The following is a 26,204-nucleotide window of genomic DNA, read 5'->3' as shown; positions in this document are numbered from 1 at the left end:
ATCGGGAGCCTCGTCTCATCCGCCACCGCTTTGCGCGTACCCATCGTGACCAGCGTCGTCACGATGGAAAGGGCTCAGAGTTCGAGGTCCAATCGGTTTCATGTCGTCGGGACCGTCGGTATGACATACGTCCTGCTCCACCTCAACTGCATCAAGGGCTGACCTAGTGCAGCGGTGAGTGGATGCCAGCGGTGACGGCCTGGCCTTGCGGCGGAGGAGTCGGACTGCTGGGCTTGTCTGAGTCGTATGTATCGCACCCGTAGTCGTCTTTCGGCGTTTTACGGAACATTGACGGTGCAAGCTTGCTATGCGCCCCTGTCATATTTTGCCGTCTCCTCCACAAGTTGGTGCTGATACAGGCAGACTGGTGCCGTGGGAAACTTCTGGTCAGGTTTGATCGCTGGACTCCTCGGTGCAGTCGTGGGCGGGTTCTTCACCGCTTGGGGCGCTCTGATGCAGACGCGAGGCATGTTGAAGGCTACGCATATGGAGATCGAGGCGAGCCTTCAACGGGAATCACAGATGCGAAGGGATGATTACAGGGATCGCGCCATTTCGGAAACGCTTTATGCTGTCACCCTATGCGATACGCTAATTAACGAAATCATCGAGAATCATCGTCACCCCGACTCGGAATCATCGGGATGTTCATCTGAAGCCATCGCCGAATTGCTATTAGAGCCAGCAAGAAAAGTAAAACATTTGTACTGGATGCATGAGTCAATAATCAATCCAAGCCAATTTCGTACACCATTAGACGATCTCAATTCGGTGCTTGATGCGGTTTGCTTTGACCGCAGTGCAAAGGATTTAAATAAGTACCTACAAAAGATTTCTCCCGAGTTTAGGGTAAGGCAATGCGCATATGGGGCCGTTCTCGACTGGTTCGGCACGCGCTACTCGTCGGAAGCCAGTGAATTCTTGGAGAAGCAACTCCATAAGAGGCCGGAGCCCCCTTCCTGATCTTCCCGTCTGCCGTTGACCCACCCCGGAGGGGCAGCGGGCCGACGACGGAGGGGCAAGCCCGGTTTCGCGTATACCTGCTCCCGGTGACCTTCCTCGCGAGCTGGTTGTCCTACGGTCACAGCTGGGCTTGACCTGGAGGAGTCGGGCTGCTGGGCCCCTGTCCCGATTTGCCTCACCTGGGACGCTCCGTCTGTCACAGGAAGCGTGGCGCGGAGGGGCTTGGTGCGAGAAACTGGTCTACATGGCTCAGCTAGCAATGACATCAGCACGATGGAATGAAATCACTGCGCTGCTGAACGATGAGCGGCGGCTTCAGGTCGAGTATCCCAAGGTGGCCGAGTACCTAGATATAGCAACAGGGCTGTCAGGGACCGGTGACGCTGAAGTGGACGGAGCGTTCGACTTGCGGTTCGTGCACTACATGACCGGCGGAAGCGCCGTGAGTCCGAACCCCTATTGGGACATCGTTGAGCCACTCGTGTTCGAGCACGAGGGCCGCCGTCTAGTGAACGGTGGTCGAGCGGAAGGAAGCGCGCGACTAGCCTTTGCACAGATGATCCTGCAGGCGACCTACGCCTACGCAGTGCCATCCCCGCAAACCATCGAATGGATTTCCAGTTTCTGCGCTGGCCTCCCAATCGTGGAGCTGGGGGCAGGCCGGGGATATTGGGCAGCGCAGCTAGCTCGCTCAGGGCTGACCGTTGAGGCGTACGACTTGGAGCCACCCAACAGCACAGAGAACGCCTCATTCCTTGGAGTTGCCGGCCAGGCGGACGTGTGGCACCCCGTCGGCAATCTGGACGAGTTCGCGGCACGTACCCGAACAGCAGACCATGTGCTGTTCCTTTGCTGGCCGCCCGGGTGGGGGAACACGATGTCGTCTGAGGCGCTGACCTCGTTCGAGAAAGCAGGGGGCGAACGACTCATCTACATCGGAGAACCGAGGGGCGGCAAGACCGGTAACGATGCCTTCTTTGATGCCCTCTCAGCCCGCTGGAGGCTGGACTCTGTAGATCCACACTTCGTTTCGTGGTGGACGGAGACGGACGCTGCACAGGGCTGGGTTCGAAGCTAAGAGTGCAGCAAAAAGGGGGCCGAGCTGCTCGGCCCCCTTTTTGCTGCGCTCTTGCTACTTGAGAGCCATACGGAATACGAACGCGTCGTAGCGGTCCCGTGGGTACGAAACATCGGAAATCATGATGACCCGGCCATCGGCAGACTGGAATTTCTGGTGGACGGTCTTGACGAGATCGCCGGGGGTTGTGCGCAGCCACTCGGCGTGAGGCGCTGTCGGTAGCTGGTCAGAGATGGTCTCTTCCAGGAAGGCCGCCCCTGACACATCGGCAACATCCACCGGGTGGTAGGTGTCCGAGATTGAGATCGGTCGTCCATCTTCGGTGGCCCGGGTGATGACGTGGATGATCAGTTCGTCCACGGAGAGACCAAGAGCCTCCGCGAGTTCGTTGGTGGCGGGGATTTGCTCAGCCTCCCGTTCTACCTGAATGTCTCGATCGGATTCGTTTTGGAACGTGCGCTCAGCACTTTCCAACTGGCGCTCGGGAGAAACGCGAACGAGGTTGAGGCGATCGGCGACGAAGATGCCTCGCCGTTGTACGGACCGAACGAGCCCCTGGCTCAGGAGCAGTTCGAGGGCCTTCCGAACCACGATGTTCGACACGCCGTTCTGCTGGGCGATCTCGGGATGGCTTGGTAGTTGCACGCCGGGAGGAAGCTCCCCTGCGCGAATACGTCGGGCGTACTCGCCTGCGATGCGGACGTAGGCCGGTTCTGGCACTTGATGATCATCCCTTCGACTGCTCTCCAGTGACGCTTCCAGCGTATACGCATCATCGTATACCCAAGGGTTGTGCGTATACGCAGTTGCGTATACGCTCCTGCTTGTGACTCCTCCGCAAGGACGAGTCACCGGAAGCACTCGGAAGGCGATCCGACGGGATCGCGCGCCACTGACGGAACCGCTCTGGCCGACGGGCCAGACGCGCTCGATGCTGCTCGTTCAACTCAACAGCGACGACGAAGGGCCACCGCCTCCCGCGAAAAGGCGGCCTGTACAGGGCGTTCGGCCTTGTACACCAATCCCTTACCTTGTTTCGCCCCGATGGTCGCAGGCAGGGTTCGACTCCCTGCCGGGGCGCTCCGACCGCACCCGGCGACCCCATCCACCAGTTCAGAGAGGTAATTCCATGACGCCCCGCCCCCCCGCCTCCTCCTGCGCATCGCTCGCGAAAACCGAGGCGGCATCCTCCCCGGACATCGACGTCCGGCCCCTGGCCTACGTGTTGACGCACATGCACCCCGACCTCAACAAATCGATCCTGCCCGGCGAAAGCTGGGACGACATGATGGCCCGCCGCGCCGCCGCTGCCGACATCCTTGACGACCTGCTCACCGAAGCCGCTGACGAGCTGGCCGACGCCGAGGCGGTGATCTGATGATGAGCACCGCGACCTACCTCACCGTCGTGGCCGACCTCGCCGCGGCGATGCAGGTGCTGACCGCCGCTGTCGAACTGACCACCGCAGTGCGGGATTTGACCAGCACGATCCACGACCAGCAGCCCCGCCGGCGGCGGTTCTCGTCCGCTGACCCACCCGACTGCACGTTCGAGGTGGCGGGCGCCCTTCCGAAAGGAGTTCTTTGATGAGCAGAACTTCGTCCGGGCCGGAGTGGTCCGGGGACATGTTGGACCGCCCGGAGATGATGGAGGCGTTCGCTTCTCAACTGCGTCGGGCCCTGTCGGATCAGGCGGAGTTCGTGGCTAAGATCCGGCGGGATGCCGAGGCCATGTGGAAGGCCAACCCGCCCGAGGGCTACAACACCTTCGAGACGTGGTGGCGGCACCGCTGGGTGACCGGCCCGTTCGGGGAGATCCAGGAACTCCTGGAGAAGGCGGCCACGCGGACGTTTCAACTGGAGGCCCGTTATCGGCGTGGCCGCCATGAGATCCCCGCCGCCCGCCAGGCCGCCGCGCAGGCCAAGCAGGCTCCCGAACTCGCGCCTGGCACCGGCTTCGCCGCTCACGCCGATCAGGCCAGGTCTGCCAGATCCCGGCCGGTGTCGTCTGACGGCAACTTCATGGACATGGTCCGCAGGGAGCGCTCAGCATGAGCGGCACGGCGACCGGGATGCCTCCCGAGGTGACGCGGCGCTTGGAGAACCTGGCGCGGTTCTGGAACGAGCGGGTCCAGTCCGTCTCGAACGACGCCGACCTTGCCAGGGTGTGCTTCGACCGGGCAAAGGCCGCTGCCCGCCGGGCGCAGCGCACCGGCAACAACCCGCGGGCGATGCACGATCTGGCCGAGTTGCTCGCGACCTGGGCGGCGAAGCAGGAACACGCTGAAGCGATGCGTCACCGAGCGTGATGTTCATCTTCATGTTCATGCGCCGAATCCGGGCTCTCCGGGGGCCCAAGGCGCGGCGCGCGTACGCGCGACGCGCGCGAGTCTACCCGGCCGTATCGAGATTCACACCTCCAGAAAGGAGGCAAATGTGAGCGACGACGACAGCCATGACGGCGGCGCGGTCCTCCCCTTCCCCCGCGTAGTCCTGCCGGACTCCTTCGACGCCCCCGCCAGGCCCGGCCCGAGGCCCGACTTCGAGGTTGACCCTGTCGGTGAGGAGCCTTCTCCAAGCGGAGCCTTGCCCCGTCTACCAGCGGTCTCACCGATGGGACCTCCCCTGCACCTGACCGTGCCGGGTACGCCCGAGCCCGAGCCCGAAACCGGCGACGAAGAGGGGGCATTCACCCTGCCGCTGCTACAAGACCCCGATAACCCCAGCGGTCGGGATACGGTCCAGCTCGCCATGGCGCTGATGACGGCCCTGGGCGTGGCCGCCGCACAGGGTATGTGGCACCGGGCTCGACACCGTCAGACGCTCGCGGACCAGGCTCGCGCGCACGCCGACCGGGCGCAGGCCAAAGCGGCGGGCACCGGTCACCGCAGCGGCGGCCACAACGGTGGTCACGGTGGTGGCCGGGGCGGGTCGAAGGGCGGCGGGCTCTTGACGGGCTCGCGCCACGAGGGCGGCGGCTCACGCCGACGCGCCGGCGGCTCAGGGCACTCGGGTGGTGGCGACCACCGCACGAAGGACCCCAAGAGGTCAAAGGGTTCCAAGAGTCCTTACGGTGACAACGCGCACAAGCGCCGCGGCAAGGACGGTTACAAGGCCCCCAAATCAACGCGCGGCGGCCGGCGGACCCCCGACCCAGCCGGGCATGGGCCCAAACGACGCAAGCGCGGCAAGCGCACGAGCGGCGGACTCGGGGACGGGCCGTGCGTCCAGACGCGCAAACGACGTCCGAGCAGCAAAGACAGCAAGGCTCGCACGGACGACCGTAAGCGCAAGACCGGTAAGCACGGCAAGAACACGGGCGGTGCGGGCAAGCAGACCAGGCAGCCGCGCCGCACGCTGCGGTGGAAAGCCTCGCGCGCGAGCAAGCCCGGCCCCGGTGGGGACAAGGCACTCGCGCCCGGCCGCAAGCGCTGGGCCCGCACCCCGCCCGACGCAGGCAAGCCGAGCGCACGCAAGGCGGGCGCGGGTAAGCGGGGCTCCACGGGCGGGAAGGGTAAGCAGAGCGCCAAGCGCTCACGCACGTCCCGGTTCGGCACGTGGTCCTGGAGAAGCACCTCGGGGTGGGTGAAGCGCTGGCGGACCCGCCGCAAGGCGACGGCGTCCAGCTCGACCGGCTCGCCGGGTGCGGCGGACGCACGCGGTGCGCGTGGCCGGGAGTCCTGGACCCGTGCGGAGCCGCCGCCGTGGTCGCAATGGATGCGGCCACCGCCGTGGGCTGACCGGACGGTTCGGGTGACCGTCCAGCGGGTCGATGAACGGCCCTGGCCCCGCCCCGAGCCTTCGGCGATCACCGTGGGACAGGCGGCGCTGACCGCAGGCCCCGCTGTGCCGCCGGCCGCGCGTTCGGCCCCGTCATCGGCGTCAGCACCGGATCAGCAAGGAGCACCGATCGTGAGTATGCCTGTGAGGACGACCCAGTACGCGGATGCTGACCTGACCATCTACGACGTGATCGAGGCCGATGCCGATATGGCGGAGGAGATCACTGACGGGGTCGCCGAGGCCCGCGCCACGGCGGACGGCTGCGAGCGGTTGATGACCAGGTTGGAGGATCTGTATGCCGAGATCAGTGACCTGAAGGTGCCGGGTGTCCTGCTCGGCATGATGGCGCTGATCATGGACAAGACCCAGACGGTCAAGGCCCGCGCCGAGGCGATAGCCGCCAACCTGCCCGCTGCCGCTGAGGCCGTCTCCGTCGCCGGGGCCAACGCCGCCGCCCGACACAAGGGCTTGGCCGATGCCGTCCGCGACGCCGGCCACACGCGCCCCGCTGAGCGCCAGTACCACGACGAGTAGGAGGAACCCCATGCACGAGTTGAACAGCGCACCCGGCACCGGCGAGGTGGTCGCAAACAGCGGCAGCGTTATCACGCGAATCATCCGGTACGGCATTCTGCTCGTCCAGCTCACCGCGGCCGGTGTCCGGTTGCGTGGGCTGAGTGAGCAGGTCCGCGGGACGTATCGCTACATCGAGGGCTGCTCGGCCTCCGTCGATCGTCTGGCCGACCAGATGGGTCGCTTGACCGTCGATCCCGACACCGTAGGCGAGCACCACGGCGCGGCGACCATCATGCGGGCGGTCCTGGCCGACGCTGAAGCGATGGCCGAGGCCACCGAAGACCTGGCGACGTCGTTCGAGCAGACCGCCGCCGCCCACGAGGCCGACTACGGGTCGGTCGCCGCCGCCGCCAACGTGATGCCCGTCGCCATGGCTGACGCCGAGTTCTACTCCAACCGCTGACCACCTGGACCGAAGGAGGAACGATCGTGACCAGGCCCGTGATCCCGCCACCGCTGACGCCGGTGGACGTGGAGCTTCCGCAGTGGCCAGCGCTGGTCAAGGCGCGTCGCCGCCTGGCCGTCGTCCGCAGCGCGACAGGGCGCGTGGCGACCCTGGCCGGGGCCACCGCGGCGGCGGCGGGCCTGTTCACCGGCGAGCTGACCGGCGCGGCCCTGCTGGCGGACGCTGCCCTCGCCCTGGGGGGCCTGGTGACCCTGCGGTTGTGGAAGCCACAGGGTCACCAGCGGGCCACCGCGACCGCGCTCTACCTGATGCCCGGCACCAGCCTGGCCGCCCTCCTGGTCACCGAGCAGATCGTGCCGGGCATCCACTGGGGCGAGGCTCTGGCGCTGACCATCTGGACGGCGGGGACATGGGTGCTGCGCCCCGCTGGCGTCGCCCGCCGCATGGTCACCCCACCGGCCCCTGCGCCCGCGACCGACCTGGCCCCGGCGCAGGAGGCGGTCTACGACCACCCCGCCGCCCAATGGTGGGCCGAGCGCGTCGCCATCGACGGCGGCGCAGCCCCGGACACCGTGCTGGACGACGTCCAGCGAACCGGCGAGATGTCCATGCGGGCCGTGATCCGCTCCACCATTCCGGGCCACCCGGTCCCGGATGTGTCCATCCGGCAGCTGTCGGCCCTCATGGATATTCCCGAAGACGAGATCGCGATCACCTCGGTACCCGGCCGCGGCGCCGGCGTGCGACGCCTGACGATCGGCCAGCCTGACGACGACCTGGCCACCGTCTGGGCCAAGCGCATCGCCCCGGCGGCGATGTCCGGCACCGTGCTGACCGGCGTCCGGGTTGGCCGGCCGGGTGCCGACTACACGACCACCCCGACGACGACCCGCATTGAGGAGGACACGTGAGCGCGGTCATCGCCTCACCCGGCGACGTGGTCGAGCTGACCCTGGAGGTGCCGCCGGGCAAGGTGATCAGCTACGACCTGGCCGCGCTGTGCTCGGCGCTGAACATCAACGACTCGACCCGCGTGGCCGTCGAGACGGACGGCCTGCGCCGGGCGATGGTCACCATCTACCCGTCCAACCCGCTGGCGCAGGTGCGGGCCGTGACCCGCGAGGACCTGGTGATGGACCGGCACGGGCGCATCGTCACCGGCGTCTACCACAACGGGCGCCCCGCCAAAAAGCGTCTGTTCGACCCGAGCACCGGCAGCGCGCAACGCTTCCTGCTGTTTGGCACCACCGGCGCGGGCAAGTCCAAGTCCCTTCAGCTGGAGCTGATCGCCGAGAAGCTCAACGGCATCGTGAGCTGGGTCGCCGACCTGAAGTTCGGGCAGTCGGTGCCTGAGGCTGAGGGCAACGTGGACTGGTTCGTCCGCACGCCAGAGGGCGCGATTTTGATGCTGATGGCGGCGGTGGCCATCGCTCAGGAACGGATGCGCCGCTACAGCGCCGCGGGCCGGACGTCGTTCCTGCTCACCCCCGGCGGCGATCCCCTTTTCCACGTCCGCATCGAAGAGGCCAACCGCCTGCTGGAGCGCGGCGCACCCTACCGGGACCTAGCCACCTACCTGATCAGGGAGCTGGGACGTACCGGCCGCTCGGTGGGCGTGGGCATCGGCCTGTCCGCCCAAGCCTCACACCTGGAGGAGATGGGCGGCAGCGACACGCTGCGCGCGATGCTCAAAGAGGGCGAAGTGACCTTGCTCCGCTGGAGCAGCAAGATGATGCAGCAGTTGGTCGCGGACGGCCTGCTGCCTGCCGGTGAACAGCTCATGAACATCGGCAAGTCCCTCAAGCCGCGCGCTCTGCGCTCGCAGTTCGACCCCGACGACGACGATGAGGACGCGCCCGGCACCCAGGGCATGGCCTACCTGCTGTCCGGCCCGCGCCCCACTGCGCTGATGCGGCATCTGCGGGTCGGCTCCATCGCCCCGCTCCCCGGCCTGGACCCCGAAATCCTGGCCCTGTACGGGGATGACGAACCCCGCCGCCTGGAGGAGGTCTCCCACAAAGCCGCGGGCGATGCCTACGCCCTGCGTGATGACCCGGCCGCGTTCGAGAGGCTGTGTGAGGCGTTCCGCGACGAGCAAACCCAGCAGGTGCGCGTGACGGCCGGCGGCCACGCCTCAAGCCGCAGCCCGGCCGGTCCCGGCCCAGACGACGCACCCCGGCCGAAGAAGGTCCTCCTGGACGACCGCGTCCGGGCCGTCCTGGCTGACGCTGAGGTCCCGATGACCGCCGAAGACGTGTTGGCCGCCGTCAATGACGACGGTGGCAAGCCGGTCTCCCTCGGCTCAGTCCGCACCGCACTCGGCGGGCTTGTGAAGGGCGCCGCGGCTACCCGCGTGGAGCACGGCTTGTACGCCTCAGCCCGTTGAGCCTCCGGGGTTGATCCCCGCCTCACAAGGACTGAGCAACACCTTCAACGCCGACTATCACCTGCCTTGACCGCGCCAACCGGCGCGAGATGGAGCGTGCCCTGTGACCATCGCCGTTCCTGAACCCCACCCCGACGACATTGCCCGCTGTCACCTTCGACCTGGGATGGACCCTATGACCAGCACCAGCAGCCCCCTGGCGCCATGGCCCAAGGACGTCATCATCCGCTTCCTGAACCAGGGTGGCGCCACGGTGGATCTGTACCCCGTCCGCTTCACCACGAAGTGGAACTACCGCGGCGCCCCGTACGCGGCCACCCATGGCTACGAGGTCAACGGCTATAGCTGGAGCTGCCTCGGCTGCGGGGTGCACGCCCGCCAGGGCGACACCTACAACGACCCCGGCTACCGCGATCTGAGCGAGGCCCGGCAATCCGCCCAGGGGCACGCCGAGATATGCCGAGGCATCCCCCGACCGGCCGACCCGCAACCAGAGGCGGCCGGTAGCAGCCCCCGCCGCTGGTTCTCACGTAGGAAGGAGAGGTAAGTGAAGGTCGCAGCCCTGTCGCCACGACAGATCGCGGTGGCGGAGAAGACACTGAACATCGGGACCTGGGCCATCACCGCCGGCGCCGTCTTATTCTCCGTCCTGACCGTGACGCCGCTCGTGCAGCGGGTCACCCCGGATGCCTGGGATTGGACCGCGCCGATCCTGCCGGTCGTCGTTGATGCGGCGGTGGTCATCGTGATCCGCCTGGACTCCACGGTGTCGCGACTCGGCGGGCACGGCGGGCCGTGGCCGGTCGTGCTGCGCTGGCTCACGGGATTGTTCACGGTGGGGCTGAATATCGGCGACTCCGTGTATAAGAAGGATCTTGCCGGGATCGCCGTTCACGCGGTCGCCCCGCTCCTTCTGATCGTGACCGCTGAGGCCGGTCTGGCGTACCGCCGGGCCATCGCCAAAGCACTCGATCGGATCGAGCGTGAACAGGAGGCAGAGGCCGAGCGCAGGCGCGTTCACGAACGCCAGGAGCGGGCGGCCCGTGAACAGCAGCAGCGCGAGCGTGAGGAGCGTGAGCGGCAGGAGCGTGAACGCCTGCAGGACGCACAAGAGCGGCGCGAGCGTGAGGCCCGCGAGCACGCCGCCAAGCTGGAGCAGCAGCGACGCGAGCACGAGGCGCAGATGCTCCGGGAGCAGCGAGAGACCGAGCTTGCCCTGCGCCGGGAGGAGGCCGAGCGCCAGGAGCGCCAGCAGGAGCTGGAGCGGCGGGACCGCGCCGAAAGCGAGGCCCGCGCGCACCAGGAGCGCGAGCGCCAAGAGCGTGAACGGCGCGAACGCGAGGCGCACGAACGGGCCGAGCGCGAAGCCCGTGAACAGCAGGAGCACCAGGAGCGTGAACGGCTGGAGCGAGAGGCCCGTGAACGGGCGGAAGCGGCGGCTCGTGAACGCCGCGAACACCCGGCCTTGAACGCCGGTCGCGACGCCTTGGTGAACACCCGCCGGGCACCGACAGTGAAGGCGCTCGCAACTCCGCGGTTGACGGAGACCGACGCCCGCACCCTCATCGCGAACACCCCTGGCGCGAGCGTGCGTGATCTCGCTGACCGGACCGGCTGGTCGATCGGCTGGGTCTCCAAGGTCCGCAACGAACAGACCGAGAACCAGGGCCAGGAGGCCGACCAGGTTCCCGCCGCGTAACGCACGCCGGCACCACCGGGACGAACCACCGGCAACCGCTCCCGACCGCCTCGCCGCTCCGTCCGCCTCAGCGACTCAGCGGGCGCTCGGCTGTGCCGGCGAAACCGCCTCGCTGCTGCGAGATGCGCAGCAGCGAGGCAGGGCTTGAAGACACCACGGCCACGGCTCTGAGTTTTGCCTTCATGGTGGCCGGTCCGCCTTCGCATTCCGCTCTCCCGCCGCTTTCACTCCCGTGTCTGGAGATCAGCTATGTCCATTCTGACCGCGCTGGCCACCCTCGCGATCTGCTCGACCGCCGTAGTCGTGCTCGCGCTCACCGCCGTGATCGCCTACCGGCTCAACCTCAAGCGCCACCCTTTCACCGACTGCCGCCGCTGCAAGGGCACCGGCGAACGCCGTAGCTGGGTGTTCGCGCACTCCTTCGGCTACTGCCCCGACTGCCAAGGCAGCGGACACAAGATCCGCGCCGGCGCCCGCCTGCTCAACATCCGCTGAAACGAGGAAACCTGTCATGCCCCTGTGCCCCCTCGCCGGAGTAGTCCTGATCGCCATCCTGTGCGGCGGTCCGCCGCCCGCTTCCACCGCCGACCCTGCCGGGATCGTCATGGGTACCAAGCAGCCCGGCAACGTCCTGATGATCGGCATCCTCAACCGCGCCGCCGCCTACGAACGCACGGCCACCCCGGCGCAGATCCGAGCCTGCACCCGCCAGCCCTACATGCACTACCCTCGCTGCCTTCCGGCGCGGCACACCAGCTCGCCCATTGCCCCCAGGGCAGGTACGGCGACGGCGCTGGCCGGGGAGCGTGCGTCATGAGCGAATTCGCGATCGGCGATCCGGTGTATGTCATGTACGACCCGATCGCCTACGGCGTGATCGAGAAGGTCCGCGGTGACGAGTACTTCTGTCACCTGCGTGACGAGGTCGGCGACTGGTGTGACTGGTACCCGGCCTCCCAACTGAACAGACGCGCCCGGCGAGCAACGTGACCGCGGTCCAAGACGGCCTGTTCACCGAACAGGCCGTCACCCCCGCCAAGAGCGTCTCCGCCCCCTACCTGGGGGCGGACCCCGCGCGGGCATCGGATGCTTTGGTCGGTGACACCTACGGGTGGCTGGCCGCGTTCCTGCCCGCGCCGCGGGCGTTGATCTGCCCGCGCTGCGGCCGGCCGATGGCGCTGGCCGCGATCCCCCTGCTGTGGGAATGCCGCCCCTGCGACACCCCCGACACCACAGCCGCTGACAGAAGTGGGGTGCCATGACCGTCTACACCCGCACGCACGGCGGGCACACCATGACCATCCACGCACCGGCCGGTGAGAGCGACTTCGACCCGGTCGCTTTCGCAACCTTCGCCGCCTCTGACCCGGTGTTGGGACTGGACGTGGAAACCCGCGCGATCGTGCCCGGCGGACCCGGCCACTTCGGGCCCGACGCCGGGATGCGGCTGCTGCAGCTCGGCACACCGACCACCGCCTGGGTGCTCAACCCAACGATCCCCCGGCAACGGAGCGCGATCGAGCAGGTGTTGCGCGACCCGCAGCGGCGCTTCGTCACCCACACCACCTACGACGTCCTGGCGTCCTGGTCGGCCTTCGGCATCGCCCTGGGCCAGCGGGTCGCCGACACCCATCTGTTGAGCAAGCTCATCAACCCCGACGAGCGCGCCGGCCATGGCTTGAAGGAGCTGACCCGTCGCTACCTGGACGACGGCCTGATCCACGCTGAGCAGGCGCTGCATGAGCGGGCCCGGCAGTTGGCGCCGCGCGGCCACCGAGCCGGCGGCGCGGCCATGATCTGGGGCTGGAACACCATCCCCGCCACCGACGAGGCATACGTGGTCTACGCCGGGCTGGATGCCATCTACGCCCGACGGCTACTGCCGGTCCTGCTGGCCAAGTGCGGCGCCTTCTCGCATCTGGTGCGGATGGAGCACTGGCTGTCGGCCCAGTCCACCGGGATCACCATCCGCGGCCTGTTGCTGGATCGCCCCTACACCGCCGCCCTGCTGGCTGAGACCGAAGCCGAACACCGCGCCGCGGATGAGCTGATCCGGGCCCGGCTCGGGGTGCCGGGCGGCTCACCGAAGTTCGCCGCCTGGCTGGCCGAGCAGGTCACCGGCGTCGTGCTGCCCTGCACCCCGACCGGCCGGCCCCAGATCACCGCCGACACCCTCAACCAACTGGCCGGCGACGTCGAAGCCGGGCGGGCCCACCTCACACCAGGTGCGGCGGACCTGATCACCGCGCGCCGCGCGATGGCCGCCACCTCCAACACCATCGCCAACCTACGATCCTTCCTGGCCGCCGCAGACCCCGGCGGCCGGGTCCACCCCTCGATCAACACCCTGCGGGCCCGGACCGGGCGCATGTCCATCACCGCGCCCGCGCTGCAAACCCTGAAAAAGCACGACCCCAGGCTGCGGCACTGCTTCCGGGCCGATCCCGGCAACGTGCTGGTGTCGTGTGACTTCTCCCAGGTAGAGGTCAGGGTGGCGGCGGCGCTGTCGCGTGATCCGACGTTGATGCGCGTCATCGCCTCCGGAGTCGACATCCACGACGCCACCGCCGAGCTGATGTACGGGCCCGGCTACACCAAGCAACAGCGCACCGTCTCCAAACGGGCCACGTTCGGCACCATCTACGGCGGCGGCGCCCGCGCGCTGGCCGCCCAGACCGGCGTGCCGGTGGCCACCGCCCGCGGCGTCATCGACCGATGGCGCCGCGCCTACCCCCGCGTCATCAGCTTCGGCCAGGACATCGCCCAAGCACCCGTGGTGATCACCGGCTCTGGCCGGCGCATCCCCGCCGACCCCGACCGGCCGTATGCCAACAGCAACTACGCCATCCAGTCCACCTCTCGCGACCTGCTGGTAGCCGCGGTATACGAGCTGGTCACCGCCCACGGCCTGCATGACCGGCTGTGGCTGTTCGTCCACGACGAACTCATCGTGCAAGTCCCCGAACGCCACGCCGAGGCCACCCGGCAACTGCTGGCCCAGGCCATGACCACCACTTTTCGGGGTGTGCCGATCGAGGCCGACGCCGAGATCCTCGGTACCCACTGGGGTCACCTCACCAAGGAGGCATCTTCATCATGACGCCTATGCCCGCCCGCGTACTGCTCTGACCCTGGGCGACGCCAGGGCGACCGCCGCCCCCGTCATCCAGCCGTAGCCGCCTCCCAGGACAACACCGGCCCCGCCCTCAGCTCAGAGAGCAGGGCCCGCCCATATCGAAGTCAACGCACAAGAGCCTCGACGCTGACGGTGTCGAGGCTCTTGTGCATCCCCCGGCCTCTGGCCACCACCTGTGTAAGGAGTGCTTCGCCATGCCCGTCGGACAGACGACCTTGACCATCATCGGCAACCTCACCAACGACCCCGAGATCAGCCAGACGAAGGACGGGGTCGCGATGTGCCGGTTCACCATCGCCTCCAACCCCCGCTTCTATGAGCAGAGCAGCGGCACCTGGCGCGACGGCGACCCGCTGTTCCTGCGCTGCACCGCCTGGCGTCACCTGGCCGAGAACATCGAAGCGTCCCTCACCCGAGGTCAGCGCGTCATCGCCACCGGCGTGCTGCGCCAGTTCGAATGGACCGACGCCGACGGTATCCAGCGCACCGGCTACGGACTGGAGATCGACGACATCGGCCCGAGCCTGCGATGGGCGACCACCACCCCGACCCGCCGCACCAGCGCAAACCGCACCCCCGCCGCCGCGCCCTCCAACGACCCGTGGGTGCCGGCGAGAGCGACTTCCACGGTGAACGGCTCGAACGCCGCCGCGTTCTCTGACGAACCGCCGTTCTGATCATGTCGCGGGGCGACCGGTCACGCCACCGGCACGCCGGCCGCCCCGTCCATCACCTGATCGACCACGAGAGCAAAAGGACCCTCACCATGCCCGCACACACCATGTCGCGCCACCGGCCGCCGGCCCCGGCGTGGATGGCCGCCCGTGCTCGCGCGCTGACCGCCGCTACCTGGGGTATGGCGGTCTTCCCTCTCAGCCGCACCAAGCTTCCCGCCATCGCCGCTGCCCACCCCGGCGACACGGTCCGCTGCACCGGCGGCTGCGGCACCCTGGGGCACGGCGTACACGACGCCAGCACCGACCCCGCCCGCATCCGAGAGATGTTCGCCGCCGTACCGTGGGCGGCCGGCTACGGCATCGCCTGCGGCCGGGCCCCGCACCACCTGGTCGGCATCGACCTGGACCGTAAGAACGGCCTGGACGGACCCACCGCCCTCAACGCCCTTGCCGGTAAGCAGGGCCACACCGTGCCGGACACCGCGACCGTGCTCACCCCTTCCGGCGGGCTGCACCTGTGGATGACCGCTCCGCCCGGCCTGCGCATCGGCAACTCCGTCAGCAAACTCGCCCCCGGCATCGACATTCGCGACAGCGGCGGCTACCTGGTCGGCCCCGGCTCCACCACCCGCCGCGGACGCTACGTCTTCGCCCCCGGCAGCCACCCCGACCACATTGCCGCCGCCCCCGCCTGGCTGCTGACCCTGCTGACCACCCCGCACGGCCCGGCCCACACCAGCCCCGCCAACACCCATCCGGGAGGCGCGGGCCGGCTGGAAGGGATGGTGCGGGTCGTCTTGGACTGCGGCCACGACGACCTCAACAACCGCCTGTTCTGGGCTTCCTGCCGCGCCTTCGAAAGCGACCACATCGACCCTGAAACCGCCATGGCCGTGCTGCTTCAGGCCGCCATCAGCCGCGGGCACCCCGAGGTGCCCGCCCGCCGCACCATCGCTTCAGCCCATCGCACTGTGAAAGGGGTTCGACCATGAGCGACAAGGAAAAGGGCCCCTCCCAAGCCTCCCAGCTCGTCGCCCTGGCCCGCGCGGGCTACGACCTGGTCATGAGCGAGGACGGACGCCCCTATGGCGTACGCCGCCGCGGCCCCAACATCGCCTTGCCGCTCCGGGGAAAGGCCGGCTTGCGCGCTCAACTGGCCCGCCAGTTCACCGACGCAAGCGGCGGGCAGGTCCCCTCCAGTTCCGCGCTCACCGACGCCATGGCCGTGCTGGAAGGCATGGCCATGGCCACCGACCCTGTCCCGGTTCATCTTCGCGTGGCCGGGGGACCCGACCAGATCGTGCTCGACCTGGGCACCGCTGATGGCCGCTGCGTCATCGTCACCGCCGACGGCTGGAGCGTCCACAGCCGCTCCCCGGTGCTGTTTCGCCGCTCCGGGGCGATGTCCCCGATGCCCGAACCTGCACACAGTGACGGCGATGGTCTGGCCATGCTCCGCGGCCTGGTCAACATGGACGACCCCACCTTCCACCAGCTCGCCGCCTGGCTGGTCGCCGCCTGGGTGCCGCACATCCCCCACCCGGTACTGACCTTCAAAGGTGAGCAGGGCACCGGTAAGTCCAAGACGGCTCAGATGGTCATCAACCTGGTAGATCCCTCCGCCGCCACCAAGCGGTCTCAGCCGCGCGACGTCAAAACCTGGGCGACCCAGGCGTTCAACTCCTGGGCCCTGTGCCTGGACAACGTATCGACCATCGCGCCGTGGCTGTCGGACACCCTGTGCAAGGCCGTCACCGGCGACGGCATCATCGACCGCGCCCTCTACACCGACGACGACGTCGTCGTCCTGTCCTTCCGCCGCGTCCTGGCCATGACCACCATCGACGCCGGCGCCCTCGCCGGAGACCTCGCCGAGCGCATCTTCATGCTTGACCTGCAACTCATCAGCGAAGACCAGCGCCGCACCGAACAAGAACTCGACCGGCGCTTCGAGGCCGACCGGCCCGCCATCCTCGCCGCCCTACTCGACCTGCTCGCCAAAGTCCTGAACCGCTTGCCCAGCATCCACCTGGACCGGATGCCCCGCATGGCCGACTTCGCCTGCGTCCTGGCCGCCGTCGATGCCGTCCAGGGCTGGAGCACCCTGGAGACCTACATCGCCTCCGCCAACAACGTTGCCGCAGACGCCCTGGAAGGTGACCCCTTCGGTAGCGCCGTGGTGGCCTTCATCCAGCAGCACGGGCAGTGGAGCGGAACCGCGGGGCAGCTCTTGGAGCAGGTTCCGCCGCCGGACGGCTACCACCCCAAATGGCCCAAAGACGCTACCCGCGCCTCGGGGCAGCTCAAGCGCCTCGCACCCATCCTGCGGTCGGTCGGGGTCATGTTCGACGACACCGCTCGATCAGCGGATCACTACAGGCATCGGCTGATCTCCCTGAAGGCTCCTTCAGATATTGGCTGCAAAACAGCGTCCACAGCGTCCGTAGCGTCCACAACGCCGTCTGACCTGCGGAATCTTGTGGACGCTGAGGGCAACGCCAGCGTCCACACAGCGTCCACACAGCGTCCACAAGGCCGCCTTGTGGACGCTGTGGACGCTGATGTGGACACTACGGGTCCGCCAGTGTCCACAAGATCAAACGCCTCTGAGCTGCCCAAACACCCGGTTGTGGACGCTGTGGACGCTGTGGACGCTGGATTGCAGCCAATATCTGGCGACCACCTCCTGTGCCCCCACTGCGACCGCCCCATGGACCCCGCGCTCACCGCCGCCGGAGCCCTCGCCCACCCCGAATGCCATCCGAGTAAGTGATCGCGCCCGGTACCCGGAAGGACACGCGCGCCGTGACAAAAGCCGACGTCAAAACAATCACCGTTGACCAAATCTGCAAAGATCTCAAGATCGCACGCAGCACCTTCTACGACTGGCGAAGCAAAGGTCGTGCCCCTCAGTGCCTGAAGTTGCTTAACGGCAGCCTGCGTGTCCGGCGAAGCGCTTACCACAAATGGCTTTCTGCCTTGGAAGAGATTCCCACCGCCAGAGTTAATTGGGCCGAAGAAAAGCTCACCATCGACTACATCTGCGACGACCTCTGCATCAACCGCTCAACCTTCTACGACTGGCGGCAAAAGGGGCGCGCCCCCCAATGCTCCAAGCTGCCCAACAGCGATCTGCGTGTTTACCTCTCCGATTACGAACGCTGGCTGTCCCGCATGGAGGACGCATCCTGATGAAGGACATCACCTACGACGTCCGCATCCACAAGACCGAGAAACGAAGGAATGCCGAAGGCGCGGTCACCTCCTATCGAGTCCTGTGGAAGGTTGCGGGAAAGTCCTGGAAAGAGCCCTACGCCAACGCCGCACAGGCGGATGCCTTCCGGTCAGAACTGATGACCGCCGCCCGCCGCGGTGAGGCATTCAGCACGATCACAGGGCGCCCGATCTCGTGGAAACGGGAGGAGGCCATATTGAGCTGGTACAGCTTCACGCTAGCCTTCGTGGACGCGAAATGGCCGTATGCCTCGCCGAACCATCGACGCGGCATCGCCGAAGCGCTGGTTGACGCGACCGAGGTAGCACTAAGCACCGAGATCGGGGTTCCTTCTCGCGACATACGACGCGACGCGCTCCGCTGGGCCTACAGCACCCGCATTCGCGAGGGCGGAGAACCGCCGCCGGAATTGGAAAAAGTCGTTCGCTGGCTCGACGAGAACACCCTGCCCATGTCCACCTTCAGCGAGCAGGGCGCAGGAACTGCACTGGCCCGAGGAATTCTCGACAGGATCAGCAAGACACTGAGCGGCAAGCCCGCTGCCGCGAACACCGCCAACCGTAAGCGCATGACGCTCAACAGTGCGATGGAGTTCGGTCAGGAAATCGGTGTACTCACGGCCAACCCGCTTAAAGCCGTGAAATGGACCAAGCCCCGGACACTGACCACGGTAGACCCGCGCACCGTCGTCAATATCAGCCAAGCGAGGGGATTTCTCGCCGAGGTTGAAGCCAACAGCCAGCGAGGAAAACGCATGAAAGCGTTCTTCGGCTGCATGTATTACGCAGCTCTGCGTCCCGAAGAGGTAGTAGATCTGCGCCGGGAGCACCTTCACAGCCTTCCCGAAGAAGGGTGGGGGGAAATGCGGCTCACCAACGCTGAACCACGGGCCGGAAGTCGGTGGACCAACAGCGGCCGGCCGCGAGAGCGCCGCGGGCTCAAGCACCGCGCCGAAGGAGACACCCGGCGAGTGCCGATCCATCCTGAGCTAGTGGCGCTGCTTCGAGCGCACCTCAACGAGTTCGGCACCGGCCCGGACCGGCGGGTCTTTATCGGCCCACGCGGTGGATTAATGACCGATCGCGCTTACCTGAAGGTTTTCCATGAGGCGAGAGCAAAGGCGTTCACCGCCGAAGAAGCCTTGTCGCCGCTGATGGACGTCCCGTATGCGCTACGTCACGCCGCCGTGTCCACGTGGCTCAACGCCGGGGTGCCGGCACCCCAGGTCGCCGAGTGGGCGGGACACAGCGTGGACGTCCTGCTGCGGGTCTACGCCAAGTGCATCCACGGCCAGGACGGTGAGGCCATGCGCCGGATTTCGGAGGCCACCAAGGGCTGATCCCGTGGGAACGCATTGGGAACAGCCAGCCGTAGAGCGCCGTTGACAGCCGTAGACAGCCGGACATACGAGAACAGCCCCCGCACCGCGTTTTCGCTGGTGAGAGGGCTGTTTCTGCTGGTGTGGCAGGTGCAGGACTTGAACCTGCGTAGGCTGAGCCGACGGTTTTACAGACCGCTCCCTTTGACCACTCGGGCAACCTGCCATGTCCTCCGCTTGCGGCGGCGACAGGAAGAAGAATAGCGGACTTCCGGGGGTGACGTGACATCGACGGAGGGCGCCTCCCGACACCCGTCTCCATCAGGACTTTTGGTGCGTATGTCACCGCCCGCCCCGGTGTTGTGTGGGGAGGGAGTGGCGTCAGAGGTATCGCGACGTCGAGGCGGGACAGGGCTGACGGTGTGCCGGATGAGAGGGGACACAGCGAGGTGGGCAGGAACCCGGGAGGGGAATGAGACACGCTGGGGCGACACAGGACTCGCCGAGGGCGGGATGAGGACACGCTGCCACCTCGGCATCGGCGGGAGATGCTGGCTAGGCTGATCCGTTACGTACGCGTCTACCGCACCGGCTCGCGGACGCCGTCGCGGTCCGAGGTCCGCGGCACCCAGGAGCCGGGTGGCGATTAATGGTTCTAGCAGGTCAGAGGGGATCGTGTTTTGGCGGATTCATCGTTCGACATCGTTAGCAAGATCGACCACCAGGAGGCCGACAACGCGCTGAACCAGACGGTCAAGGAGGTCGGGCATCGATTCGACTTCAAGGGCACCGGCGCGACCATCGCCTGGTCGGGCGGTCAGAAGGCCGTTGAGATCAAGGCCAACAGCGAGGAGCGCGCCAACGCGGTCCTCGACGTCTTCAAGGACAAGTTGATCAAGCGAGGGCTCTCCCTCAAGATTCTGGACGCGGATGAGCCCAGGCTGTCCGGTAAGGAGTACCGGCTTCTGGTGAACCTCAAGGAGGGCATCGACCAGGAGCACGCCAAGAAGATCTCGAAGATCATTCGCGATGAGGGGCCCAAGGGCGTCAAGGCTCAGATCCAGGGCGAGGAACTGCGGGTGAGCTCGAAGAAGAGGGACGAACTGCAGGAGGTCATCGCCCTTCTCAAGGGCAAGGATCTGGAGATCGCCCTTCAGTTCTCGAACTACCGCTAGTAGAAGTGAAACCGAGGCTCTGACCTGTGGTTTCAGGACCTTACTGCTCCGGGAGGGCGCATCCAGGGCACACGGCCGGGGCAAGAGGCTCTCTTGCGCCCCGGCCGCTCACCCGTTTCAAGCAGATCACTGAAGGTGAGCGACGCGGTCTCTCTTCCCCGGCAAGGGACGCGTCCGTTCGCGGCCGTGCGCTCCGGTGAACGACCTCATCGGCGCCATGCCTCTTCCGGCCCGCCGCCGCAGAATTCGAATTGCTCCGGCGCATGGCCGGCGTGACACCGGCTGCCGTCATCCGTTCCTAGCCCAGCGCCCCGGCGCGCACCGCGCGCACGTGGGCCTCATATCGCCGGGCGCCCATCACGCGCCACAGAAACCGGGCCGGAGCGGGCATCTCGCTGAGGAACCAGGCCCGCTCGCGCGGTGTCGCGTCCTCCAGGACCATGCCGGCCAGGGTCAACTTGCCGGTGAGGGGCTTCGGGCCGTGCTTCATCGCGTGTTCCTGCGGCGCCAGCCACTCCGGCACGGTGAGGTGCTCGTGGATGAGCGGGAGCACTGCGCCCTCCTCCAGCCCGAGGTGCTCGATGAGAGCCGATCCGAGGTCGCGTAGGGCGCCGGCGAGGCGGTCGCGGGCCGTGAGGCTCGCATCCGCGGTCCAGCTCGGCAGTCCGGCCTCGACGACGCCGACGGCTCGGGCGATCGCGTCATGCTGCCGCTGCATGACTTCGATCAGGTCTTTCTCAAGCGGGACGCGTTCGATGAGGATCGGCCAGAGCAGCTCGTCCTCGGCCTCGTGGTGTTCGTGCAGCATGCCGAGCACCAGAGCGAGATGGGCGCCGAGCAGGCGCGCGCGGGCGATGTCGCCGGCGGGCACGGCGGCGATCAGCTCGGGAAGCCGCGCGAACTCGCGGCGCATCGCGCGGTGGATGACCTTCATCTGCTGGATCTCGGGCTTGTCAGCGGGAGAGTTCGGATCGATCAACACCATTTCATGTTAACAGGTGTACTTTGAATGTATAAAAATTACTATCAATGTCCTGCTGTAATAGTGATTTCATGACGAAGCGTGCGTACACCTCGACGGTCCGGGCCGTCGCGGCGCGAGAGACCCGCGCCGCGATCTTGCGAGCTGCGGAGCAGCTCTTCGCGGAGCAGGGGTACGCGCGAGCCACGGTGGCCGGGATCGCCGAACGAGCGAGCGTCGCCCTGAACACCGTGTACACGAGTGTGGGCGGCAAGGCCGCGCTGATGGAGGCATTGATCGCGGAGAGCTCCGGCGACGAGCAGATCCAGGTCACCTTGAACGCCGTACTCGGCTCGGCCGACGGCCACGACATCCTGCGCCGGACGGCCGAGGGCACGGGCGACATGACGCGGCGCCACGAGAGCGTCCTGAACCTGCTGTTCGACAATGCCGCCGCCGATCCCGCGGTGGCGGCCGTGGCCGAGCACGCCGTCCGGCGCTACCGGAGCCGGCTGGCCCGCATCGCCGAGCACCTGGTGACGCTTGGTGCCGTTCGCACCGACCAGGTCAGGACCGAGCAGATTCTCTGGTTCTACTTCGGCCGGGGCGGGTGGAGGACGGTCCGCGAGCTCGGCTGGGACTGGGCCGACGGCGCCGCCTGGCTGGCAGAGCAGGCCGCTGCCGCTCTGCTGGCCCCGGCGGCCGACAGGAGGGCGACATGACCCCCAGCGGCCGATGGGAGGGGACATGACAGAGTCTCCGGCCCGCGAGCCTCGGCACCGCTCTGAGCGACGGTACGGCGACCTGGTCGCACGGCCCGCTTCAGGCCGGCTGCCTCATCTCATACGGTCCTTCGCGCGGGTTCCGGGTTCGCCTCGGCGGTCCAGCTGGCCAGGAGCCGGAGTTTCTCCTCGGACGGTGATCCCGTGTCGGCGGTGTAGATGACGATGCTCTGTCCGTGGCTGTCCGGTAGGTGCAGCGTCTGATAGTTGAGCCGCATGTCGCCGACGGCCTCGTGGAAGAACCGTTTGACGCCGTGCTGGTGTTCGGAGAGCCGATAGTCGGCCCACATGCTCGCGAACTCCTCGGATCGGGTGCTGAGCTCACCGACGATTCTCGACAGGTCCTCGCTGTCGGTATCGGGCGCCGCGCCGGCCCGCAGGACGGCGACGACGTCGGCGGCGATCTCTGCCCAGTCGCGGTAGACGACGCGGGCGCGCGGGTTCAGGAACATCCATCGGGCGGTGTTGCGCTCCGCGATCGGCATCGCGTTGAAATCGTCCAGCAATGCCTTACCGGCGTGGTTGATGCCGAGCACCTCGAGGTGCGGGCCGTGGATGACGGCCGGCACGTCGATGGCGTGGATCATGGACAGCAGGGCGGGCCGCGCCTTGGCCACGGCAGGCCCGCGGCGAGCGGCGTGCTCGATGCCCGGGTGCAGCAGTGATCGAAGATATCTGCCCTCGACCTCGTCGAGCCGCAGCGCCCGCACGACCGCGTCGATCACCTGCTCGGAGACGTTGCCGGCGCGGCCCTGTTCGAGTTTGACGTAGTAGTCGACGCTGACCCCGGCGAGGATCGCGACCTCTTCGCGGCGCAGCCCTTTGACCCGGCGGGCCGTGGTGGGGCTGGGCAGTCCCACGCCCTCGGGGGAGAGCGCCGCGCGTCGCGAGGTGAGGAAGTCACGCAGTTCGTTACCGGTCGCCATGCGGACCAGTATGGCTGGCCAGGCCGTCGGCGGGCAGGCTCTGGGTGGTACTGCCGGAGCCAGGCGGCCCGGCCTCCGTGCGCAGGCGCCGGGAGAGGCCGGGTCGTCAGTCATTCGACCGGCATTCGACCGGCTTCGTGGCTCTGTCAGAGCCAGGACAACGGGTACCAGTCATCCTCTTCGTTTCGCCTCCCGGCGGGGCCCTAATGGGATGCGTCAGCAACGTTCGGCAAGGGAGAACATCGTGTCCGTTTGGTTTGTCACCGGGGCGTCGCGTGGGCTGGGCCTGGAGATCGTGAAGGCCGCACTGGAGCGCGGCGACTCGGTCGTGGCGACCGCGCGGGATCCTCGGATGGTCGAGAAAGCACTGCCCGGCCGTCCGGACAACCTGCTGGTGGTACCGCTGGACGTCACCGATCAGGGGCAGGCGGACGCGGCCGTCGAAGCGGCGGTGTCCCGGTTCGGTGGCATCGACATCCTGGTGAACAACGCCGGGCGCGGGCTGGTCGGCGCGGTCGAGGAGACCAGTGACGCCGAGGCGCGCGGTGTCTTCGACATCAACGTCTTCGGCCTGTTGACGGTCATCCGGGCGGTCGTGCCGGTGATGCGCGCGGCCGGTCGCGGCAGGATTCTCAACGTGAGCTCGACCGGCGGCGTGGTCGCGTGGGCCGGCTGGGGTGTCTACAGCGCGACGAAGTTCGCGGTCGAGGGCCTCACGGAGGCGCTGAGCCTGGAGCTCGCCCCGCTCGGCATCCAGGTGACCTCGGTGCAGCCCGGCCCGTTGCGCACCGATTTCCTCGGCTCGTCGTCGTTGCGGCACGTGGAGGGGGCCATCGATGACTATGCCGCCACCGGCGGGGCGTCACGCGCCTGGGCGAAAGAGAACCACGGGGTGCAGGAGGGCGACCCGGCGAAAGCCGCGGCCGCGATCCTGTCCGTTGCGGATCTCGGCGAGATGCCGGCCCGGATTCCGCTGGGCACCTCGACACTGACCGACATCCGCGCCAAGCTCACGGCCGTCGGCGCGGAGCTCGAGACCTGGCAGGAACTGACCCGCTCGACCGATCACGTCGCCGGCTGAGCCGCACGGAAGGGGCCTCCCACCAGCCCGGCGGGAGGGCCCTTATGGGGGAGCTGCCCCGGGGCGCCTCGGATGCTCAGGAACCGGAGGACAGCCGGTCCCCTGCCGCCGATTCGGTCGGTGCCGCAGGGCGTCGCGAAGGCCGGCGCGGCCGCGCGGACCCGGTTCCGGGAACAGTCGAAGGGGAAGGTGAGAGCGAGGAAAGCCGTCCGCGAGCAGGGCCGTCCTCGCGGCCGGAAGCAACTACCGGACGCGGTGCCGGCCGGAAAACGGCAAAGAACTATTGTCCTGTTCATGGGGAAAATTCACGACAAGATCGACGATCGGCTGCGTGAGTTCATCGGAGCGCAGCCGGTCTATTTCGTGGCCACGGCCCCCGAGCAGGGCGGCCACGTCAACATGTCCCCCAAGGGATACGCCGACACCTTCGCCGTTCTCGATGACACCACCGTCGCCTACCTGGACCTGGACGGCAGCGGGGTGGAGACGATCGCCCACCTCCGCCAGAACGGCCGCATCACGGTCATGTTCTGCGCCTTCTCCGGCCCTCCCAACATCCTCCGCCTGTACGGCACCGGCCGGGTCGTCGTACCGGAGAACCCCGACTTCGCGACACTGATCAAGAGTTTCGGCCCGCATCCGGGCGTGCGGTCGATCATCGTCGTCGACTGTGACCGGATCTCCGACTCCTGCGGCTTCTCGGTACCGTTCATGTCCTTCGACAAGGACCGGACGCTGCTGGACGAGTGGGCGGGACGCAAGGACGTCCAGCAGCGGCGCGACTACCGGGCGCAGAAGAACCGCGAGAGCATCGACGGCATCCCCGGCCTCTCCGCCGCGGAGACCGACCCGGTCACGCAGCACTCCTGAGACGGCCGACCACCCCCGCCGGGCCCGGTCCCCCGCGAAGGCCCGGGCCGTTCGCCCTGCTCCGGAGGGGTTTCCGCTTCCCGCCCCGGTCGGATGACACTCACGGCGACATCACCGGCCGATCTTCCCCGAGGCGTACAGTAAACCCGTACGTGACGGACGCCCCCCGTATGTCCGAAAGACTCAGGGGGGCCTCAGTGGGGTTGTTCTGCCGCTTGAGCGTTTGCGTCGGCGCGATCGCCATGGTCATGGGGGCGGGCGTCCCCGCGAAGGCCGGGGGCGCGAGACCTCCGGTCCGGTACGCGGGACTCGACGGGTGCGTCTGCGCCCCGTGGAAACTCTGGGTACGCGGCGGCAGGGTGGTCGCCCTCCCCGACGCCCGGGTGTTCTCCGTGGGCAGGCAACGAGCACCGCTGGCCCTGTCGCCGAACGGCAGGCATGTCGCGTACTTCCAGCTGAGGAGCGGGGCTCTGGTGGTGCGGGAGATGGCCACCGGCGAGGTGCGCGCGGTGCCGGGTGTGACGTGGTCGAACGCCATGCGCGCGGCACGGGTCGACCTCTCTCCCGGTGGGCGGTACGCGGTGCTGGGCATCGGCTGGGAGCACCGGATCCTGGACACGTACAGCGGGGAGAGCATCCCGGTGCCACCCGGACTGCGGCCGTGGAGTTTCAGCCCTGACGCGAAGTTCGTACTCGTGGTGGATGACACGTTCCAGGCGGGGATCTACTCGATGTCGCCCTTCGTCGAGCGGGGACGCGTCCCGGTGGGAGGCGCGCTCGGCCCGGATGGTGAGACCGTCGCCCATTTCACGGCGCGCGACGCGGGAATCCGCCTGTGGAACGTGTCCACCGGCGGCATCCCCAGGCTCGATCCCGTCGCCGTGCCCGTCGGCAGAACCCCGACCCGGATGCGCTGGAACGGCGATGGCCACCTCGATCTGCAGACGGTCACACCGCGCAGGCTCAGGAAGGGGGGAGGCGCCCGCTACACCTGGTATCGGGTCGATCAGGAGGCGGGCGGGACGGAGCGGGTGGGCGGCTTCGTCGTGCCCGGATCCGTCTACAACCCGATCGTCACCGGACTGACCCCCTGACCCGCCGATGGGGCCGGGAACGGGGTCACAAGGGCACGGGAGCGCAAGGGACGGCAGGG

At 67.6% G+C, this 26,204-nt stretch carries 30 protein-coding genes and 1 tRNA gene; 27 read left to right on the top strand and 4 right to left on the bottom strand.

Going from position 1 to position 26,204, the window contains the following annotated elements:
• The first annotated feature begins 372 nt into the window (after positions 1-372).
• Together ACSDR0_RS38900 and ACSDR0_RS38895 are read left to right on the top strand one after the other, a co-directional pair.
• On the top strand, positions 373-963 hold the full coding sequence (locus tag ACSDR0_RS38900; RefSeq protein ID WP_435293959.1) for a hypothetical protein: 591 nt from the start codon (positions 373-375) through the stop codon (positions 961-963).
• Positions 964-1,207: 244 nt separating this feature from the next.
• Positions 1,208-2,041, top strand: coding sequence for a hypothetical protein (locus ACSDR0_RS38895; protein ID WP_435293958.1), 834 nt, complete (start codon positions 1,208-1,210; stop codon positions 2,039-2,041).
• Positions 2,042-2,095: 54 nt separating this feature from the next.
• Here ACSDR0_RS38895 and ACSDR0_RS38890 read toward each other — a convergent pair whose 3' ends face one another.
• Positions 2,096-2,761, bottom strand: a complete 666-nt coding sequence (locus ACSDR0_RS38890) for a GntR family transcriptional regulator (RefSeq protein ID WP_435293957.1) — start codon at positions 2,759-2,761, stop codon at positions 2,096-2,098.
• A gap of 409 nt (positions 2,762-3,170) precedes the next feature.
• Here ACSDR0_RS38890 and ACSDR0_RS38885 point away from each other — a divergent pair, with 409 nt between their 5' ends.
• From ACSDR0_RS38885 to ACSDR0_RS38790, 20 genes are all read left to right on the top strand, one after another.
• Complete coding sequence (locus ACSDR0_RS38885) at positions 3,171-3,419, top strand: hypothetical protein (protein WP_435293956.1); 249 nt, start codon at positions 3,171-3,173, stop codon at positions 3,417-3,419.
• Positions 3,419-3,628 (top strand): hypothetical protein, encoded by a 210-nt coding sequence (locus ACSDR0_RS38880; protein WP_435293955.1) that lies wholly within the window; start codon positions 3,419-3,421, stop codon positions 3,626-3,628. Before ACSDR0_RS38885 ends, ACSDR0_RS38880 begins: the two co-directional genes overlap by 1 nt.
• Complete coding sequence (locus ACSDR0_RS38875; RefSeq protein WP_435293954.1) at positions 3,628-4,095, top strand: hypothetical protein; 468 nt, start codon at positions 3,628-3,630, stop codon at positions 4,093-4,095. The genes ACSDR0_RS38880 and ACSDR0_RS38875 overlap by 1 nt, the downstream gene beginning before the upstream one ends.
• The gene (locus ACSDR0_RS38870) at positions 4,092-4,349 is read left to right on the top strand and encodes a hypothetical protein (RefSeq protein ID WP_435293953.1); all 258 of its coding nucleotides are present in this window, start codon (positions 4,092-4,094) and stop codon (positions 4,347-4,349) included. Before ACSDR0_RS38875 ends, ACSDR0_RS38870 begins: the two co-directional genes overlap by 4 nt.
• Positions 4,350-4,476: 127 nt before the next feature.
• Complete coding sequence (locus ACSDR0_RS38865) at positions 4,477-6,357, top strand: hypothetical protein (RefSeq protein WP_435293952.1); 1,881 nt, start codon at positions 4,477-4,479, stop codon at positions 6,355-6,357.
• A 10-nt stretch (positions 6,358-6,367) separates the two neighbouring features.
• Positions 6,368-6,802 (top strand): hypothetical protein, encoded by a 435-nt coding sequence (locus ACSDR0_RS38860; RefSeq protein WP_435293951.1) that lies wholly within the window; start codon positions 6,368-6,370, stop codon positions 6,800-6,802.
• A gap of 26 nt (positions 6,803-6,828) precedes the next feature.
• On the top strand, positions 6,829-7,716 hold the full coding sequence (locus ACSDR0_RS38855; RefSeq protein WP_435293950.1) for a hypothetical protein: 888 nt from the start codon (positions 6,829-6,831) through the stop codon (positions 7,714-7,716).
• Positions 7,713-9,191 carry a hypothetical protein gene (locus ACSDR0_RS38850; protein WP_435293949.1) on the top strand — a complete coding sequence of 493 codons (1,479 nt, stop codon included), beginning with the start codon at positions 7,713-7,715 and terminating at the stop codon, positions 9,189-9,191. Before ACSDR0_RS38855 ends, ACSDR0_RS38850 begins: the two co-directional genes overlap by 4 nt.
• A 175-nt stretch (positions 9,192-9,366) precedes the next feature.
• The gene (locus tag ACSDR0_RS38845; protein ID WP_435293948.1) at positions 9,367-9,738 is read left to right on the top strand and encodes a hypothetical protein; all 372 of its coding nucleotides are present in this window, start codon (positions 9,367-9,369) and stop codon (positions 9,736-9,738) included.
• A complete protein-coding gene (locus ACSDR0_RS38840; RefSeq protein WP_435293947.1) occupies positions 9,739-10,890 on the top strand; it encodes a hypothetical protein in 1,152 nt (383 codons plus the stop codon).
• A gap of 249 nt (positions 10,891-11,139) precedes the next feature.
• Positions 11,140-11,385, top strand: coding sequence for a hypothetical protein (locus ACSDR0_RS38835; RefSeq protein WP_435293946.1), 246 nt, complete (start codon positions 11,140-11,142; stop codon positions 11,383-11,385).
• Positions 11,386-11,401: 16 nt separating this feature from the next.
• Complete coding sequence (locus ACSDR0_RS38830) at positions 11,402-11,707, top strand: hypothetical protein (RefSeq protein WP_435293945.1); 306 nt, start codon at positions 11,402-11,404, stop codon at positions 11,705-11,707.
• A complete protein-coding gene (locus ACSDR0_RS38825; protein WP_435293944.1) occupies positions 11,704-11,880 on the top strand; it encodes a hypothetical protein in 177 nt (58 codons plus the stop codon). The genes ACSDR0_RS38830 and ACSDR0_RS38825 overlap by 4 nt, the downstream gene beginning before the upstream one ends.
• Positions 11,877-12,152, top strand: a complete 276-nt coding sequence (locus ACSDR0_RS38820; protein WP_435293943.1) for a hypothetical protein — start codon at positions 11,877-11,879, stop codon at positions 12,150-12,152. The genes ACSDR0_RS38825 and ACSDR0_RS38820 overlap by 4 nt, the downstream gene beginning before the upstream one ends.
• Positions 12,149-13,990, top strand: coding sequence for a DNA polymerase (locus tag ACSDR0_RS38815; protein ID WP_435293942.1), 1,842 nt, complete (start codon positions 12,149-12,151; stop codon positions 13,988-13,990). The genes ACSDR0_RS38820 and ACSDR0_RS38815 overlap by 4 nt, the downstream gene beginning before the upstream one ends.
• Positions 13,991-14,220: 230 nt before the next feature.
• On the top strand, positions 14,221-14,703 hold the full coding sequence (gene ssb / locus ACSDR0_RS38810; RefSeq protein ID WP_435293941.1) for a single-stranded DNA-binding protein: 483 nt from the start codon (positions 14,221-14,223) through the stop codon (positions 14,701-14,703).
• An 89-nt stretch (positions 14,704-14,792) separates the two neighbouring features.
• Positions 14,793-15,695: a bifunctional DNA primase/polymerase gene (locus ACSDR0_RS38805; RefSeq protein ID WP_435293940.1), complete on the top strand. Its 903-nt coding sequence runs from the start codon at positions 14,793-14,795 to the stop codon at positions 15,693-15,695.
• Positions 15,692-17,476, top strand: a complete 1,785-nt coding sequence (locus ACSDR0_RS38800; RefSeq protein ID WP_435293939.1) for an ATP-binding protein — start codon at positions 15,692-15,694, stop codon at positions 17,474-17,476. The genes ACSDR0_RS38805 and ACSDR0_RS38800 overlap by 4 nt, the downstream gene beginning before the upstream one ends.
• Before the next feature lie 32 nt (positions 17,477-17,508).
• Positions 17,509-17,895 (top strand): helix-turn-helix transcriptional regulator, encoded by a 387-nt coding sequence (locus ACSDR0_RS38795; protein ID WP_435293938.1) that lies wholly within the window; start codon positions 17,509-17,511, stop codon positions 17,893-17,895.
• Complete coding sequence (locus ACSDR0_RS38790) at positions 17,895-19,277, top strand: tyrosine-type recombinase/integrase (protein WP_435293937.1); 1,383 nt, start codon at positions 17,895-17,897, stop codon at positions 19,275-19,277. Before ACSDR0_RS38795 ends, ACSDR0_RS38790 begins: the two co-directional genes overlap by 1 nt.
• Before the next feature lie 123 nt (positions 19,278-19,400).
• On the opposite strand, the gene ACSDR0_RS38785 is transcribed toward ACSDR0_RS38790, so the two are convergent.
• Positions 19,401-19,482 (bottom strand) — tRNA-Tyr (locus ACSDR0_RS38785).
• A gap of 454 nt (positions 19,483-19,936) precedes the next feature.
• Here ACSDR0_RS38785 and ACSDR0_RS38780 point away from each other — a divergent pair.
• Positions 19,937-20,431 (top strand): YajQ family cyclic di-GMP-binding protein, encoded by a 495-nt coding sequence (locus ACSDR0_RS38780; protein ID WP_435293936.1) that lies wholly within the window; start codon positions 19,937-19,939, stop codon positions 20,429-20,431.
• Positions 20,432-20,729: 298 nt separating this feature from the next.
• On the opposite strand, the gene ACSDR0_RS38775 is transcribed toward ACSDR0_RS38780, so the two are convergent.
• Positions 20,730-21,413, bottom strand: coding sequence for a hemerythrin domain-containing protein (locus ACSDR0_RS38775; RefSeq protein WP_435293935.1), 684 nt, complete (start codon positions 21,411-21,413; stop codon positions 20,730-20,732).
• A gap of 71 nt (positions 21,414-21,484) precedes the next feature.
• Between ACSDR0_RS38775 and ACSDR0_RS38770 the strand changes: the two genes are divergently transcribed.
• Positions 21,485-22,114 carry a TetR/AcrR family transcriptional regulator gene (locus ACSDR0_RS38770; RefSeq protein ID WP_435293934.1) on the top strand — a complete coding sequence of 210 codons (630 nt, stop codon included), beginning with the start codon at positions 21,485-21,487 and terminating at the stop codon, positions 22,112-22,114.
• Positions 22,115-22,233: 119 nt separating this feature from the next.
• Here the strand turns inward: ACSDR0_RS38770 and ACSDR0_RS38765 are convergent, their stop codons facing one another.
• Positions 22,234-23,100, bottom strand: a complete 867-nt coding sequence (locus tag ACSDR0_RS38765; protein WP_435293933.1) for a helix-turn-helix transcriptional regulator — start codon at positions 23,098-23,100, stop codon at positions 22,234-22,236.
• A 211-nt stretch (positions 23,101-23,311) separates the two neighbouring features.
• Here ACSDR0_RS38765 and ACSDR0_RS38760 point away from each other — a divergent pair, with 211 nt between their 5' ends.
• The 3 genes from ACSDR0_RS38760 to ACSDR0_RS38750 all read left to right on the top strand — a co-directional run bounded on the left by ACSDR0_RS38760 (position 23,312) and on the right by ACSDR0_RS38750 (position 26,145).
• Complete coding sequence (locus tag ACSDR0_RS38760; RefSeq protein WP_435293932.1) at positions 23,312-24,181, top strand: oxidoreductase; 870 nt, start codon at positions 23,312-23,314, stop codon at positions 24,179-24,181.
• A 294-nt stretch (positions 24,182-24,475) separates the two neighbouring features.
• Positions 24,476-25,051, top strand: coding sequence for a pyridoxamine 5'-phosphate oxidase family protein (locus tag ACSDR0_RS38755; RefSeq protein WP_435293931.1), 576 nt, complete (start codon positions 24,476-24,478; stop codon positions 25,049-25,051).
• A gap of 215 nt (positions 25,052-25,266) precedes the next feature.
• On the top strand, positions 25,267-26,145 hold the full coding sequence (locus ACSDR0_RS38750) for a hypothetical protein (RefSeq protein WP_435293930.1): 879 nt from the start codon (positions 25,267-25,269) through the stop codon (positions 26,143-26,145).
• Positions 26,146-26,204 lie beyond the last annotated feature (59 nt).

The sequence above is a fragment of the Streptosporangium sp. G11 genome (genome assembly GCF_051192615.1).
In the GTDB taxonomy this organism is placed as follows: domain Bacteria; phylum Actinomycetota; class Actinomycetes; order Streptosporangiales; family Streptosporangiaceae; genus Streptosporangium.
The sequence above is the reverse complement of the archived record's forward strand: the minus strand, read 5'-3'. Positions and strand labels throughout refer to the sequence as shown.

Coding starts and splice junctions, on each gene's coding strand:
- ACSDR0_RS38895 (WP_435293958.1), top strand. CDS start 1,208: ATGGCTCAGCTAGCAATGACATCAGCACGATGGAATGAAATCACTGCG.
- ACSDR0_RS38885 (WP_435293956.1), top strand. CDS start 3,171: ATGACGCCCCGCCCCCCCGCCTCCTCCTGCGCATCGCTCGCGAAAACC.
- ACSDR0_RS38880 (WP_435293955.1), top strand. CDS start 3,419: ATGATGAGCACCGCGACCTACCTCACCGTCGTGGCCGACCTCGCCGCG.
- ACSDR0_RS38875 (WP_435293954.1), top strand. CDS start 3,628: ATGAGCAGAACTTCGTCCGGGCCGGAGTGGTCCGGGGACATGTTGGAC.
- ACSDR0_RS38870 (WP_435293953.1), top strand. CDS start 4,092: ATGAGCGGCACGGCGACCGGGATGCCTCCCGAGGTGACGCGGCGCTTG.
- ACSDR0_RS38860 (WP_435293951.1), top strand. CDS start 6,368: ATGCACGAGTTGAACAGCGCACCCGGCACCGGCGAGGTGGTCGCAAAC.
- ACSDR0_RS38845 (WP_435293948.1), top strand. CDS start 9,367: ATGACCAGCACCAGCAGCCCCCTGGCGCCATGGCCCAAGGACGTCATC.
- ACSDR0_RS38835 (WP_435293946.1), top strand. CDS start 11,140: ATGTCCATTCTGACCGCGCTGGCCACCCTCGCGATCTGCTCGACCGCC.
- ACSDR0_RS38830 (WP_435293945.1), top strand. CDS start 11,402: ATGCCCCTGTGCCCCCTCGCCGGAGTAGTCCTGATCGCCATCCTGTGC.
- ACSDR0_RS38825 (WP_435293944.1), top strand. CDS start 11,704: ATGAGCGAATTCGCGATCGGCGATCCGGTGTATGTCATGTACGACCCG.
- ACSDR0_RS38815 (WP_435293942.1), top strand. CDS start 12,149: ATGACCGTCTACACCCGCACGCACGGCGGGCACACCATGACCATCCAC.
- ssb (WP_435293941.1), top strand. CDS start 14,221: ATGCCCGTCGGACAGACGACCTTGACCATCATCGGCAACCTCACCAAC.
- ACSDR0_RS38805 (WP_435293940.1), top strand. CDS start 14,793: ATGCCCGCACACACCATGTCGCGCCACCGGCCGCCGGCCCCGGCGTGG.
- ACSDR0_RS38800 (WP_435293939.1), top strand. CDS start 15,692: ATGAGCGACAAGGAAAAGGGCCCCTCCCAAGCCTCCCAGCTCGTCGCC.
- ACSDR0_RS38790 (WP_435293937.1), top strand. CDS start 17,895: ATGAAGGACATCACCTACGACGTCCGCATCCACAAGACCGAGAAACGA.
- ACSDR0_RS38770 (WP_435293934.1), top strand. CDS start 21,485: ATGACGAAGCGTGCGTACACCTCGACGGTCCGGGCCGTCGCGGCGCGA.
- ACSDR0_RS38765 (WP_435293933.1), bottom strand. CDS start 23,100: ATGGCGACCGGTAACGAACTGCGTGACTTCCTCACCTCGCGACGCGCG.
- ACSDR0_RS38760 (WP_435293932.1), top strand. CDS start 23,312: ATGCGTCAGCAACGTTCGGCAAGGGAGAACATCGTGTCCGTTTGGTTT.
- ACSDR0_RS38755 (WP_435293931.1), top strand. CDS start 24,476: ATGGGGAAAATTCACGACAAGATCGACGATCGGCTGCGTGAGTTCATC.